Here is a 14679-nt window from a genome sequence, read left to right on the forward strand (position 1 = left end):
TCCGGTGCGGGAACCACCGAGGTGGCCTGAATGGCCATTACGGGTCGATTCGTGGTGCTCGCCTTGGCCGGCCTCATTCCTTTAGTGCTGTTTCCGGCCTGGATCACAGTCCTGTTCGTCACTGTGGGTTTGTTGCTGTTGCTGGTCCTTGACCTGCTCCTGGCTGCATCGCCGGCACGTCTCGGCCTGGACCGCCAGCATCCGGGAAATGTGACGCTGGAGGGCCAGGTGGAGACTGTCGTGACGGTTGCCAACCCCACCCGGCGGACGTTGAGGGCGAAGGTCAGGGATGCGTGGCAGCCCTCTGCCGGCGCCATCGATAATGCGCAGTCCCTGGTTGTCCCCCCAGGCGAGCGGCGACGCATGAGGGTAACCTTGGTTCCCCGACGCCGCGGTGACCTGCAAAGCCCCCACGTCACCATCAGGTCCCAAGGACCACTCGGGCTGGCAGCCAGACAGCGCACGCGTCTGCTTCCTGGGCATCTGAGGGTGCTGCCACCCTTCCACTCCAAACGCCATCTGCCGTCCAAGCTCCGGAAGCTCCGGGAACTTGACGGCAGGGCCGCCGTTCAGATCCGCGGAGCCGGAACGGAATTCGATTCCCTTCGCGATTACGTGCGCGGTGATGACGTCCGGTCCATCGACTGGCGGGCTACGGCGCGCCGCACCTCCGTGGTGGTGCGCACCTGGCGCCCCGAACGCGACAGGCGCGTTGTCATTGTCCTGGATACGTCCCGCACCGCTGCCGCCAGAATCGAGGACGAACCCCGCCTCGATACCGGAATCGAAGCGGCATTGCTGCTCTCCGTGCTGGCCGAACGCGGCGGGGACCGGGTTGATTTCCTCGCGTACGACCGCAGGCTACGTGCCCGGGTGGAGTCGGCGTCCAAAAGCAACATGCTGGGCCAACTGGTCCAGGCCATGGCCCCTTTGGAGGCAGAACTGATTGAGCTGGACTGGCAGCAAATTCCTGGACAGGTGAGGGCGGTCTCGGCGCACCGATCGCTGGTGGTGCTGTTGACAGCGCTCGACGGCGGTGCCCCCGAGGAGGGCCTCCTCCCCACAGTGGCGCAATTGTCCCGCCAACATGTGGTGGTGGTGGCATCCGTCAGGGATCCCCTGCTCGCGGCCATGAAGGAGAGAAGGACCACGGCAAGCCAAGTATTCCGGGCCGCAGCAGCCGAACGCGCCTTGTTGGAACGCGCCGCGGTCACGGCCCAGCTGCGGCAATTGGGCGCCGAAGTGGTGGATGCTGAACCACTTGACGTCCCACCCCTGCTTGCGGACACCTATATCCGGCTCAAAGCGGCCGGAAGACTCTAGATTCCACGTCCAGAAAGGACTGCCATGACGGCCCCCATCTACCAGTTGGCACTCGGCGATGACTTCACCAAGCTGACGCCGGAGCTTCAGGAGTACTTTTCGCTGACAGCGGGTTCAGGCTCCTATGGGATAGGCGAAGGTGTTTTTGACGTAGTCGGCTGCCGGCAGAAATGGTTGCGGCCCCTGCTTGCCCTCACCGGCAGTGAGGAAGCGTTCTTTCCTGAATACGGCGAGGGCATCCGGTTCAGGATCGAGAACCACGCGCATGTGGATCCCTTCGGACGACCAGCCCTGACAGCACGCCGGGAGATCTACTTCCCCTCGAAGACCAGGCTGTTCCACGATACGACGAGTGCCGTAGTGCCCGGTCCCGGGCAGGGCAACGGCAAGCAGCGTGCCCGCCTGGTGGACCACGTGGGACGGTATCGGCGGCTGGTGACGGATCTGGATGTCGGCGTCACGTCCGAGGGCAGGCTTCGTGGTGTCTCCAATGCGAGCCGACTGCTTCTGGGGCCTTTGCGCATTCCGTTGCCGGCTGCCTTGGACGCACGCGCCTATGCAGAGCAATGGTGGGACAAAGCGGAGGGTAAACACCGCATCCAGGTCAAGGTTATCCAGCCCCAGATTGGCTTGGTCCTGGTCTATGCCGGACGCTTCGATTACCGGTTGGTTCCGTATCTGCCCGGCGCCGCCCCTGGTACGACGCTCCCACGATACGCAGAACCGGAGCGCTGGGAACGGCGAATCTGAACGTGCCGCCCCAGCGCTGGGGCGGCAAGTTCAGCACTGTGCACGTCAGCCTTGGGCCAGCTGGTCCAGTCCGTCGGCCACTTGGGTGAGCTTTGTCAGTACGTCCATGGCCGCTGCAGGCTTATGGCCGGCGAGTCCCGTGGAGGGAGTGACACGCAGTCCGGCCAAGCCCGCCGCAGGCAGGCCAAGCTGGCGCCATGGCTTCCAGATACTCTCCACGATGTCCGAAGTCCGTGGCAGTTGTGCCCGCGGATCGTGGGTGGGCAGCGCGCCGGCCCACACACGCTTGCCGCTCTCCACGGCGGCGGCCAACTGCTCCCACTGACGCATGGTCAACGCCCTCAGCGGGACGGCCAGGCCGTCTGCTCCAGCAGCAAGGATCCGTTCGATCGGTGCTTCGATCTCTGGTACAGACACCACGGTCTCGACGACGCCGGCCGTCTTGAGTGCCTCGATCACCAGCCGCCAGGCCCCGGTGACCTCTTCGCCGGACACGGACCGCAGCGTTCTATAGCCGCTTGCTGTAGGGATGGTCCCGGCCATGACCGAGGCGATGTCCGGCTCGTCTAGCTGGACCACGATGTCAGCGCCCGGAAGCGCCCCGGAGACCCGGCGGATGTGCTCTCCAACGCCGGCGGCCAGGGATTCAGCAATGTCACGGCGGGCTCCATAGTCAAGAAGCGCGCGTTCGCCATTGTGCAGGTAAAGATTGGCAGCAAGGCTCAGGGGACCCACCACCCTGATCTTGAACCCAGCTGCAGAAACGTCCTCGGCCCCGGCTACGTCGGCCAGGATATTGATGTCCGTGGACAGTGCAGATCGGGCACGCTGGGCGTCCTTCCCCGGCCGGTCTACAAGCCGCCACCCATGCGGCTGGACGTCGAGTGCCAGGTCCATCAGCAAGGACCCTGACCGGCCCACCGCGTCCGAGCCCACTCCGCGGTCCGGAAGTTCGGGAAGGAACGGAAGGTGGGGGTCGCCGAGTTCGCCGCGGATGATCCGGGTTGCCTCGGCGGGATCGATGCCTGGCCACGGCCCCAGAGCGGTTGCGCTGGCGCGCAGGTCTTTCACCGATGCCATGGATCAAGCCTGCCGGCGTGATATCTGGTGATCCTCGGCGATTGCCTCGTGGTGGCGGATCACTTCGCTGATGATGAAATTCAGGAATTTCTCGGCGAACCCCGGATCCAGGTGCGCATCTTCGGCGAGCCGACGCAGGCGGGCAATCTGGGCTGATTCGCGGCCTGGGTCTCCGGCGGGAAGCTTGTGCGTGGCTTTGAGGATGCCTACCTTTTGGGTGGCCTTGAAACGCTCAGCGAGCAGGAAGACAAGGGTGGCATCGATGTTGTCGATGCTGGACCGGATGGACAGCAACTCATCCATGACGGCGCGGTCCACTTGGCCGGCCAGGGAACTCGCTGCCGGGTTGAAGGAATCGGCGTCATCGGGAAGGGCGTTGTTCTGCTCGGTCATGCACCCCAGTCTATGGTGCTCGATGATTCGGACGCGGGTGTTACCTCGGCGCACCGGATGGCGGGAAAGGCACGCCCCTGGCCAAGGGGCGTGCCTTTCACCAACTTTTATGGGTTCTTCGGCCTAGCCGCCCAGCAGCGCTCGGTGGGCCTCCCGCCGTCGTGCTTGCTCATCGGGGTCCGGCACCGGCAGGGACGCGATGAGCCTCTTGGTGTAGTCGTGCTGGGGCGAACCCATCACGTGGTTGCCGATCCCCTGCTCCACCAGTTGCCCTTTGTAGAGCACGCCCACCCAGTGGGACAACATGTCCACCACGGCGAGGTCGTGGCTGATGAAGAGGGCTGCAAAGCCGAACTGTTCCTGGATGTCCTTGAACAAGTCCAGGACTTTCGCCTGCACCGAAACGTCCAAGGCGGACGTCGGTTCGTCGGCGATCAGGAGGCGCGGGTTCAGCGCCAGCGACCTGGCCAGGGAAGCGCGCTGCCGTTGTCCGCCGGACAGCTCGTGCGGATAGCGTTGCGCGTACGACGCCGGCAGCTGGACTGACTCGAGCAGCTCGCCTATCTTTTTCCTCGCCTCAGCCGCGCTCGGTTTGGTGTGGATCATCAGGGGCTCGGCGACGCACTCACCTATGGTGAGATGTGGGTTGAACGAGGCAGCCGGGTCCTGGAAGACGAAACCGATCTCTTTTCGGAGCGGGCGGAAGGAGCGTTCCTTGAAGTCCAGCATCTCGTAGCCAAGGACCTTCAAGCTGCCGCCCGTAACGCGGTTCAGTCCCGCGATGGCACGGCCGATGGTGGACTTGCCGGAACCGGACTCGCCCACCAGTCCGAAGACCTCGTTCTCCGAGACGGTAAAGCTGACGTTGTCCACGGCCTTGAAGCCGTGGCGCCCGAACCGGCCGGGATATTCGATGGTGAGGTTCTTCGCTTCCACCAGGACCTTGCCGTCCTGATGAAGCCGGGCCCGGGCACCTTCGGAGGCTGAATGGCGCCCCAGGTGCGGAACGGCGGCCAGCAGCTTCTTGGTGTAGTCCTCCCGTGGTTCCGCGAAGAGGACCCGGGACGGGGCCTCCTCCACTACGTCCCCCTGGTACATGACCACAACCCGGTCCGCGAGGTCGGCCACCACGCCCATGTTGTGGGTGATGAGGACAATCGAGGTGCCGTAGTTGTCCCGCAGATCCCGGAGAAGTTGCAGGATTTCCGCCTGGACGGTGACGTCCAGGGCAGTGGTCGGTTCGTCGGCCACTATCAGGCCCGGGTTCAGGGCAAGCGCGGCCGCGATGACCACACGCTGTTTCTGGCCGCCGGAGAACTGATGCGGGTAATAGTTGACCCGCGTTTCGGGGTCCGGGATGCCCACCTTGCGCAGTGCCTCGGTGGCCCGTTCCTTGGCCTCTTTGGCCGAGACGCGTTTGCCGTCCGTTGCGTGTGCCCGGATGCCTTCGGCGATCTGCCAGCCGACAGTAAAAACCGGATTCAACGCGGTGGACGGCTCCTGGAACACCATGGCAACGTCGCGGCCACGGATCTTGCGCAGCGTGGATTTGCTGACACTGATCACGTTGTTGCCGTTGATCAGCACGGCCCCGGAACTGATGGCCGTCTCAGGAAGCAGGCCCAGGATGGTCTTGGCGGTCACTGTCTTTCCGGATCCCGATTCCCCCACGATCGCCACGACCTCGCCGGCTTTCACGTCCAGGCTGACATCCTTGACGGCGTGGACATCCCCGCCGTCAGTGGCGAAGGTGACTTGGAGCCGGTCGATGGTGAGGACTGGCAGGCCGCTGCCGGCCTGGTCCGAAACATGTCCAAGGTTGGTAGTCATGGCTTACCTGTTTCTGCCGTCGTAGACGCCGCTGTTGGTGCTGCGGGGGTTGCCGGGGTTGGTGTTGCCGGCGTCCTGCCTGCCCGCTTGCGTCCACGGATCCGGGGGTCGTTGAGGTCGTTGATGCTTTCACCAACCAAGGTCAGGCCCAAGACCGTGAGCACAATGGCGATGCCGGGGAAGACACCGGTCCACCAAATTCCGGACGAGGTATCAGCCAGCGCCTTATTGAGGTCAAACCCCCATTCAGCAGCAGAGGTAGGTTCAATGCCGAAGCCCAGGAAGCCCAGGCCCGCGAGGGTGAGGATCGCCTCGGACGCGTTGAGGGTGAACATGAGTGGCAGGGTCCGCGTGGCGTTCTTGAAGATGTGCCGCCCGATAATGCGCATGCTGGAAGCACCCAGTACTTGGGCCGACTCGACGAACGGTTCAGCCTTGAGCCGGATGGTCTCGGCTCGGATCACCCTGAAGTACTGCGGCACGAAAACCACGGTGATGGAGAAAGCGCAGGAGAAGATGCCACCCCAGAAGCTGGACTGACCCCGGCTGATCACGATCGAGATGACAATGGCCAGGAGCAAGGTGGGGAATGCATAGATGGCATCTGCCACCACCACCAGGATCCGGTCCAGCCAGCCGCCGAAGTAGCCACTGAGCAAGCCCAGGGCAACGCCCAGGAAAATCGACATGGCCACTGACACAACAATGACGGTGACAGCGGTCTGGGATCCCCAGATAACACGGGATAGGACGTCATAGCCGCTGACGGTGGTTCCGAGCAGGTGCTTGGCGCCCGGAGCTTCCTGGGTGGGGAAGGAACCGGAAGCATCACTGAGTTGTGAGTAGCCGTAGGGTGCAAGCAACGGCGCGAAGATACTGTTGAGGATCAGTAGGCCGGTCAGGACGAGGCCCACTATCAACATGCCGCGTTGGAGGCCAACACTCTTCTTGAAATGAGAGACGACGGGCAGCCGGGAGAAGAACGGCTGCTTGGGTGCGGTCAGTGCAGGAGTGCTCATGGTCAGTACCTCACTCGGGGGTCGATGAGCGCGGCAATGATGTCCACGACGAAGTTGGTGACGGCCACAATGATGGCCAGCAGCACGACTATTCCCTGGACAGCCACAAAGTCGCGGGCATTGAGGTACTGCACCAACTGGTACCCCAGCCCCTTCCATTCAAAGGTGGTTTCCGTCAGGATGGCGCCGCCCAACATCAGGGCAATCTGCAGGCCCATCACGGTGATGATGGGGATCAACGCCGGCTTGTAAGCGTGCTTGGTCACCAGCCGGAACTCACTGACACCCCTGGAACGCCCGGCCTCGACGTAGTCCTTACCCAGCGTGCCTATGACGTTGGTGCGCACCAGGCGCAGGAAGACGCCGGCAGTGAGCAGTCCGAGGGCAAGGGCAGGGAGGACCGCATGGGAAGCGATGTCCCCCAAGGCCGTGAAGTTGCCGCTGCGGAGCGCGTCCAGCCAGTAGATACCTGACGGTGCGGCCAGCCCGCTCATGGTCAGTTCCGTGCGGGTGGAGGCACGGCCGGCTACCGGGAACCATCCGAGCCACACTGAGAACGTCAGCTTGAGGAGCAGGCCGGCGAAGAAGACAGGCGTGGCATAGCAAAGGATGGCAAAGAACCTCAGCAGCGCATCCGGAGTCTTATCCCGGTGTTGGGCCGCGATCAGACCGAAGGGGATACCCACCAGGAGCGCGACGATCAATGCGTTGATGGAAAGTTCAAGGGTGGCCGCCCCGAAGGTGGTCAATACTTCCACCACTGGACGCCGGTCCGTGATGGTGGTGCCGAAATTGCCCGTGAGAAGTTGACCGATGTATTCGAAATACTGGATCAGAATGGGTCGGTCGTAGCCTGCGTCGTGAATGCGCTGGGCCAGGACATCCGGAGGAAGCCGGCCACCTTGTGATGCCGTGATGGGATCTCCAATGACCCTCATCAGGAAGAACACCAGTGTCACCAGGATGAAGACTGTGGGGATGATCAGGAAGAACCGGATCACAATGTACCTGCCCAGACCTCCCCCGGCTTTGGACTTGCTCTTGGGAGCAACGATCCCGGGCTCGGCCTCGGGTACCTCAATAAGTGTTGTCATTATTACCTGTATTTCCTGCCCGTGGATTGCGCGGGGTTGGCTCATGCGTGCCGGCCAAGGTGGTGGTCAGCAAAGGAGGCGGGACACCGGATCAGTGTCCCGCCTGCCTTCTGGTCACAATGGTGCGGTTACTTGGAAATGACTCCCAGACGGAACTTGAAGGACGGGTCCAGCGTCTTATCGACGCCGTTGACGCCACTTCCGACCACAGCCACCTGCGCACCCTGGAGCAGGGGCAGCGTGGAAATGTCCTTGGCGAGCGCGTTCTGAACGTCCTTGATGGCCGACTCGCGGCTGGTCTTGTCCGCATCAGTGAGCTGCTTGCTGATCAGTTCGTTCACCGTGGCGTTGTTGTAGTGGTTCTTCAGGAAGCCACCCTCGGGGAAGAACGGGGTCAGGTAGTTATCGGCATCGCTGAAGTCCGGGAACCAGCCAAACTGGAACAACGGGTATTCATCGGCGCGGCTGGCCTTGCTGTAGGTAACCCACTCGGTGGACTGCAGGTTCACTGTGAAGAGGCCCGACTTCTCCAACTGCTCCTTGACCATGGCGTACTCGTCACCTGAGGATCCGCCGTAGTGGTCCGGGTTGTACTGGAGGTTCAGGGCCACGGGTTCGGTGATCCCGGCGTCGGTCAGGACTTTCTTGGCCTTATCCAGGCTCGGCTTGCCGGCGTCACCATAGGCGTCCTTGAACGACTCGTTGGCACCAAGGAATCCACTCGGAACGTTGGAGTACAACGGCAGGTAGGTGCCCTTGTAAACCTGGTCGGCGATTGCCTGGCGGTCAACAAGGTTGGCCACGGCCTGGCGTACGGCCAGTGCCTTGGCCGGGTCCGCGCCCGCAGCCTTGGTTCCGTACGGCATGGTGTCGAAGTTGAACGTGATGTAGCGGATCTCGCCACCCGGACCGGTGAGTACCTTGACCTTGGAGTCCTTGCGGAGATCGTCAATGTCCGTCGCGCTCAGGCTGCGGAAGGCGACGTCAATGGCTCCCTGCTGGATTTCCAGCTTCAGGTTGGTGGGGCTGGCGTAGTACTTGATGGTGGCTGCATCGTTTGCGGGCTTCCCCAGAACGCCCTGGTAGTCCGCGAACGCCTTGAAGCTGACAAGTTCATTCTTCTTGTAGCTGTCAATGGTGTACTGGCCGTGGAACGCATTGGCCTTGATGATCTCGTCGTCCGAAAGCACCTTGTCCGCCGGGAAGACTTCGTCGTCAACGATCGGCGCAGCAGGGCTGCTGAGGATCTGGCTGAACGTTTGGTCGTTGGCGTTCTTGAGCTTGAACACCACGGTGGTGGCGTCGGGTGCGGTGACGCTCTCGATGTTGGTCAGCAACGATGCCGGACCTGCCGGGTCATTGATCGCCACCTGGCGGTCAAACGAGAACTTGACGTCCTTGGAATCCAATGTGTGGCCATTGGCCCACTTCAGTCCGGATTTGAGCTTGACCGTGTACTCGGACGGCGACGTGAACGACGACGATTCCGCGAGGTCGGGCACGGGTTCCGCGCCACCGGGCTTGGAGTTCAAGAGGAAGGAATAGATCTGGTTCATCACCATGAACGAACCGTTGTCATAGGATCCAGCTGGGTCCAGTGACGTGACCTTGTCTGTGGTGCCGTAGGCGATGGGGCCCGCAGCGGCCGGGGCGGACGAGGAGCCGCCGCCGGAGGGTCCCGTGCATGCCGTCAGGGCGAGCGCGGAGATGCCCGCCAGCGCGATAGCGCCGTGCAGGGCCTTCTTGTTCAGTGCCATCTGGTGAACCTTCTGTTCGATGGATTCGGCGCGCCGCCGTGGGATATTTGTGACGGCGCACACTCTTAGTGCCTCGATTCAACCAGACTTCGCAGTCGGCGAACCCTCATTTTAGTGATTTGAGACACAAAATTTACTTTCCAGTAGCTTTGTTCCCATGCCTTCGGGCCATTGCTCCGGGTGAAGGGCCGGAATATCGTAGATTCCGAGTCGCCACTCACTGAAAGACCGCCCAAAGGACAAGCCCATGAGCAAGGCAGCACTCTGTGTAGGGATCAACAAGTTCAAGTTTCTACCCCAAGCCAGCTGGCTCAACGGCTGCGTCAACGATGCCGAAGACCTCGCAGCGATGCTTGAAAAACACTATGGCTTCGAAGCTTCCAGCATCACCGTGCTACGGGACGCCAAAGCGGTGAAAAAGACAGTCATGGCTGCGCTCAATGCCCTGGTGGACGCTGCCGTGGCGGGCACGGCCACTCACATCGTGTTCACCTTTTCGAGCCATGGAACCCAAGTGCCGGACACCAGCGGAGATGAAAGCGACCGCATGGACGAGGCCTTTGCGTGCTACGACATCAACAACTCCGGTGATGACTGGGACGCCACCACAGTGATCACCGACGACGAATTGGCAGCTTTGTTTGCCCGACTGCCCCAGGGTGTCCTGATGGATGTTGTGCTGGACACCTGCCACAGTGGAACGGGCCTGAAGTCATTGGACCTCCTTCCCGGACGCCGTCCACGTTTCCTGCCGGCGCCCACGCCCCGGGCAGTGATAGCCAACGAATCCAAGGACACCCGCAGCTTGCGGGACATGGTCAAGACTGCCAAGCTCTCCGCGCCGGTTCTGATGGCGGCCTGCCGCTCGGACCAGACTGCTGCCGATGCGTTCATCGAGGGCCGGTACAACGGCGCCTTTACCTACAACTTCGTGCGGGCCCTCACGGGTGACGGTACCGTGGCGCGCGCCGACATCCTGAAGCAGGTCAGCAAGGGCCTCAAGTCCGGCGGCTTCGATCAGATCGCCCAACTGGAAGGCTCGACGGCGGCACGCAAGGCCGCGTGGGGCGCCTGAACCTGACGTGTCTGGGACCGGCGCCCGAATCGGGCGCCTGAAACCCTTTCATGGCGGCCGGAAGCTCAGTCCCCGGTGCCGTGGAACTTGTCCCGGACTCCCGAGGAGGCGGCCTCTTCCGCGTCGTGATGCGGGTCCGAACCAAACATCTGCCCTTGCCGTTCCCGGTCCATCACCGGCTTGAGGGCCGCATATACCAGCCGGCCACCTGCGTCGAAGCGCAGCAGCCCTCCCCCGCGGATGTCCACGAAATCCCTCCGGGTTTTCAGGCCAAGGCGGACATACGCTTCCCGCCGGCTCATCCGTACCGTCTGGATGAACGAGGCCCCTATCTCGGAAATGATGAATCCGTCCGGGGATACACGCTCCGAAGTACGTACGCGCGTGGAGCTCAGGGGTGTTCGCCGCTCAAGCCGCGCCGCCTCCAGGAGCCGGGGATTTTCCCAGACAAAGCGTTGCACCTCCTGGGGATCGGAGCCGAGGGCCGAAAGCCTGATGGGGTAGCGGAGTCCCTGGTAGTTATCCACGCCGCTGATGTTGTTCATTGACACCCGACGAATCCCGATCATGGAGAACTCAGTTTGGATCGCCTCGCGGTATCCGTAATTATCTTCGGGAACCATGTCCAGGTCAGCCGCGATGATGCCACGGAGGAGATCCCGCCAGGAGACGTCCACAGGTGGCATATAGGAGAGTCCGCGGATCACCATCCGCAGGACCCTGGTGGCCACGATCGAGCCTGATTCGGCCTTCTGTTGCAGACTTTGGCCGTCCCCGAACCGCGCGTTCCGCTCCGACCACAGCCGTTGGACGGCCCGGAGCACCGCCCCTACCACCACGGCACCCCGCGCATGCGGCTCCGGCAGTGACTGCCAACCTTCCGGCACAGCGCCAACGAAGGGCTCGCGCAGTGGTCCGCGGGCGAAAAGATCACGGGCAAAATCGAAAAGGGACCTCATCAGGACCGCATCATCGACCACCTGCCCGGCCTCGAAGCCGTTGCCCGCCGCTTCGAGCTGCCGCGACACCACTTCGCGGGAAGAAAAGACCGAAAGGATGGCCACGATGTCGGCCAAGGCCTCGTGCATGGCCAACTGCTCCATGGTGGCCATCTGGTCGGCCCACGCCGGCCGGAAGCCGTCCAGGATGGCATGTGTCACTTCGTGGGCGACGATGTCCCGGTAGAGGGCTGTGGGGACTTTATAGCCCATCCGGTCCACTGAACCGAAGCGGATGATGTTGGTTCCCCGCTCGTAGCCGGTGTCAGTGGCGGTGATCAGGTCCCGGGCCTTGAGAACCACACGCCCTTCCGGATTCCATGGCATGCGCCTGCCGAGGGTGGTCTCGAAGATGTCCAACGTACTCATTGCCACGCCATAGACATGCTGTGCCAGGAAACGCGTGTCATCCAGGAGTTCACGTAAACCCGCCGGCGGTGGTTCCGAGATCAACTGCCAGGGATCGCCCTGCTGCGTCAGCGTCACAGGGGACACAGTGGTTCCCCGCCACTTCCTGATGTGGATGGCGTAGCGGTGGCCGGTGGGACCACGCCTGAGGCGTTCAACCGGGATACGGACCTGTGCTGTCAGAGGAGGTGCATCTGGGGCACCGATAGGCCCCTCGGCCAGAACGGTCACCGAGACCATCTGCCCGGCTTTGATGTCTCCCGGGCTCTTTTTTGGAAATGCCACAGTCATCGCCGTCCCGAATGCGGACCCCAAACACCGCAGCGGAAGCGCTGCTTAGCCCAGTATGGAGGCGCCCCATTCCGGAGGCAATGGCTCTTGAGGGGAAGGGCTCCTAGAGAGCCACGCGCTGCAGGGAACGGGCGGCGTCGATGGTTGCCTGCCCCAAGACCCGGCTGCCCTGATAAAGGACCACTGTTTGTCCCGGAGCCACACCGCGGAGCGGGTCGGTCAGGGTGACAACGAGTTCGGCCCGCTGAACGCCTGAGTCGTCGTCAACGGTTTCCACGTGTGCCCGCGCCGGGACCGGATCCCCGTGGGCCCGTACTTGGGCATGGCAATCGAACTCCGCGCCCCTCGCAACCTCGGAGATGGGCAAACCTGCCCACGACACCTTGATGCCCCGGATCTCGTCGATGGCAAGCAAGGCTTCGGGTCCCACAACCACTTTGTTTTCCTTGGGACGGATCTCCAGGACAAAGCGCGGCTTGCCATCAGCGGCCGGAGTTCCCAGCTTCAATCCGCGGCGCTGTCCCACTGTGAAAGCGTTGGCACCGGGATGTTCGCCTACCTTGGCCCCGGTCTCGTCAACGATGTCGCCGGTGGTCATATCAATCTTTTCGGCCAGCCATCCACGGGTGTCGCCGTCGGAGATGAAGCAGATGTCGTGGCTGTCGGGCTTGTTGGCCACTGACAGGCCCCGCCGCTCAGCTTCCGCACGCACTTCTGCCTTGGACGGCGTGTCCGCCAGGGGGAACATGGAGTGCTTGAGCTGCTCATGGGTCAGGACGCCCAGGACGTAGCTCTGGTCCTTGGCCCAATCCGCAGCGCGGTGGAGTTCCCGGTTACCGGCGGAGTCTTCGATCACCTTGGCGTAGTGCCCGGTGCACACGGCGTCGAAGCCCAGCGCAATGGCCTTCTCCAGCAGGGCAGCAAACTTGATGCGTTCGTTGCAGCGCATGCAGGGGTTCGGCGTTCGGCCCGCAGCATATTCGTCGATGAAGTCCTGGACGACGTCTTCCTTGAAGCGCTCCGAGAAGTCCCACACGTAGTAAGGAATTCCCAGGACGTCGCAGGCCCGCCAGGCATCACGGGAGTCCTCGATGGTGCAGCATCCCCGGCTTCCGGTGCGAAGGGTGCCGGGCATGCGCGACAACGCGAGGTGGACGCCGACGACGTCGTGTCCGGCCTCGACGGCGCGGGCGGCGGCCACGGCGGAGTCCACTCCGCCGCTCATTGCTGCAAGTACTCGCATGCTGGCTTTCCGTGTTGGGGGCTGTAGCAACTGTTCCGGCTCAGACCAGCCGGCGTGCCCATCCATTCTAGCCTGCAATACCATGCCTGCGCTAAATCCCTTGACCCGCCGCACCAAGCCACTGCTACAAGGACGTCGGCGATCCCTGCCGCGCCACTGTTGCCGCCGTCTGGATGCTGGACTCGTGACCGGCCATTCCTGCCTGCCGCGCCCTTGTGCATGCCTCGGGAAGAGCCTTCAGCAGCGCGTCCACATCCGCATCCGTGGAGCTGTGGCCCAGAGTGAAGCGCTGGGCGCCGCGGGCAGTATCCTCGTCCAGGCCCATGGCCAACAGCACATGCGATGGGCGCGGGACTCCTGCCGTACAGGCAGAGCCAGTGGATGATTCGACGCCTGCCAGGTCCAGGAGGAAGAGGAGCGAATCGCCTTCGCACCCCGGGAAGGTGAAGTGGGCATTTCCCGGCAGCCGACGCTCTCCCGCAGCACCCCGCAGCACTGCGTCGGGCACGGCAGCGCAGACGCCATCGATCAGACGGTCGCGCAACGCGCTGAGCCGTTCCTGCTCTTCGGCCAGGTTCCCGGTGACTGCCTCAGCCGCGGCGGCGAATGCGGCAATGGCCGGGGTGTCCAGGGTTCCCGAGCGGACATCACGTTCCTGGCCGCCGCCGTGCTGTACCGGCGTCAATTTCACGGACCTCCCCAGGAAGAGCGCGCCTACGCCCACTGGACCGCCAAGCTTGTGCCCGGATACCGACATGGCTGCGAGTCCGCTCCCCCGGAAATCCACAGGGATCGAACCGAAGGCCTGCACAGCGTCGGAGTGGACCGGGATTCCATGGGGCTTTGCGAGCTCAACGATCTCCGTGACTGGTTGGATAGTGCCCACTTCATTGTTGGCCCACATGACGGTGACGAGTGCAATTGATCCGGGATCCCGCTCGATTTCTTGTTGGAGGACTTCGAGCCGCACGGTGCCGGACTCATCGACGGGTAGCCATACCACGTCTGCACCTTCGTGCCGCTCCAGCCACTCCACAGTGTCAAGGACCGCATGATGTTCGACGGCGGAGCACAAGACCCGCGTACAGCGGGGGTCCTCGTCCCGGCGGGCCCAGAACAAGCCCTTGACGGCCAAATTGTCCGCTTCGGTTCCACCCGAGGTGAAGATGACCTCCGAAGGGTGGGCGCCGGCTGCTGCGGCCAGCATTTCACGGGCATCCTCCACGGCGCGCCGGGCGCGACGACCCGCTCCGTGCAGCGAGGACGGATTGCCGGTTCGCGCCAACTCCCGCGTCATGACGGCGAGTGCTTCTGCCGACAGGGGCGTGGTGGCAGCGTGATCGAGGTATACAGGCACCTTGCCATTCTACCGATGGGACCCAGAACGCAGTTGTCTCTTTCGCAGCCACGATCCTTGC

General features: G+C 63.0%; 12 protein-coding genes. 3 read left to right on the plus strand and 9 right to left on the minus strand.

Annotated features, from left to right (window positions below; translation table 11 throughout):
• The first annotated feature begins 30 nt into the window (after positions 1-30).
• Together RQH14_RS07855 and RQH14_RS07860 are read left to right on the plus strand one after the other, a co-directional pair.
• Positions 31-1323, plus strand: a complete 1293-nt coding sequence (locus RQH14_RS07855; protein ID WP_311212745.1) for a DUF58 domain-containing protein — start codon at positions 31-33, stop codon at positions 1321-1323.
• 24 nt (positions 1324-1347) lie between these two features.
• Entirely contained in the window at positions 1348-2073 is a 726-nt protein-coding gene (locus tag RQH14_RS07860) for a DUF4166 domain-containing protein (protein ID WP_311212746.1), read from the plus strand.
• 45 nt (positions 2074-2118) lie between these two features.
• On the opposite strand, the gene RQH14_RS07865 is transcribed toward RQH14_RS07860, so the two are convergent.
• From RQH14_RS07865 to RQH14_RS07890, 6 genes are all read right to left on the minus strand, one after another.
• The gene (locus RQH14_RS07865; protein ID WP_311212747.1) at positions 2119-3153 is read right to left on the minus strand and encodes a hypothetical protein; all 1035 of its coding nucleotides are present in this window, start codon (positions 3151-3153) and stop codon (positions 2119-2121) included.
• 3 nt (positions 3154-3156) lie between these two features.
• Positions 3157-3546 carry a chorismate mutase gene (locus tag RQH14_RS07870; RefSeq protein WP_311212748.1) on the minus strand — a complete coding sequence of 130 codons (390 nt, stop codon included), beginning with the start codon at positions 3544-3546 and terminating at the stop codon, positions 3157-3159.
• 123 nt (positions 3547-3669) lie between these two features.
• Complete coding sequence (locus RQH14_RS07875) at positions 3670-5376, minus strand: ABC transporter ATP-binding protein (protein WP_311212749.1); 1707 nt, start codon at positions 5374-5376, stop codon at positions 3670-3672.
• Positions 5373-6395, minus strand: a complete 1023-nt coding sequence (locus RQH14_RS07880; RefSeq protein WP_311212750.1) for an ABC transporter permease — start codon at positions 6393-6395, stop codon at positions 5373-5375. The genes RQH14_RS07875 and RQH14_RS07880 overlap by 4 nt, the downstream gene beginning before the upstream one ends.
• A 2-nt stretch (positions 6396-6397) precedes the next feature.
• A complete protein-coding gene (locus RQH14_RS07885) occupies positions 6398-7489 on the minus strand; it encodes an ABC transporter permease (RefSeq protein ID WP_311212751.1) in 1092 nt (363 codons plus the stop codon).
• Between the two features lie 128 nt (positions 7490-7617).
• Positions 7618-9246 carry an ABC transporter substrate-binding protein gene (locus RQH14_RS07890; protein WP_311212752.1) on the minus strand — a complete coding sequence of 543 codons (1629 nt, stop codon included), beginning with the start codon at positions 9244-9246 and terminating at the stop codon, positions 7618-7620.
• Between the two features lie 247 nt (positions 9247-9493).
• Here RQH14_RS07890 and RQH14_RS07895 point away from each other — a divergent pair, with 247 nt between their 5' ends.
• Positions 9494-10321 carry a caspase family protein gene (locus RQH14_RS07895; RefSeq protein WP_311212753.1) on the plus strand — a complete coding sequence of 276 codons (828 nt, stop codon included), beginning with the start codon at positions 9494-9496 and terminating at the stop codon, positions 10319-10321.
• Positions 10322-10386: 65 nt separating this feature from the next.
• On the opposite strand, the gene RQH14_RS07900 is transcribed toward RQH14_RS07895, so the two are convergent.
• The 3 genes from RQH14_RS07900 to RQH14_RS07910 form a co-directional block, all read right to left on the minus strand.
• Entirely contained in the window at positions 10387-12012 is a 1626-nt protein-coding gene (locus RQH14_RS07900) for a hypothetical protein (protein ID WP_311212754.1), read from the minus strand.
• 109 nt (positions 12013-12121) lie between these two features.
• On the minus strand, positions 12122-13261 hold the full coding sequence (mnmA, locus tag RQH14_RS07905; protein WP_311212755.1) for a tRNA 2-thiouridine(34) synthase MnmA: 1140 nt from the start codon (positions 13259-13261) through the stop codon (positions 12122-12124).
• Between the two features lie 124 nt (positions 13262-13385).
• Positions 13386-14618, minus strand: coding sequence for a cysteine desulfurase family protein (locus tag RQH14_RS07910; protein ID WP_311212756.1), 1233 nt, complete (start codon positions 14616-14618; stop codon positions 13386-13388).
• Positions 14619-14679: the final 61 nt, after the last annotated feature.

Origin of the sequence: Arthrobacter sp. WCS2018Hpa-7, assembly GCF_031843805.1 — a bacterium.
Taxonomy (GTDB): Bacteria; Actinomycetota; Actinomycetes; order Actinomycetales; family Micrococcaceae; genus Arthrobacter.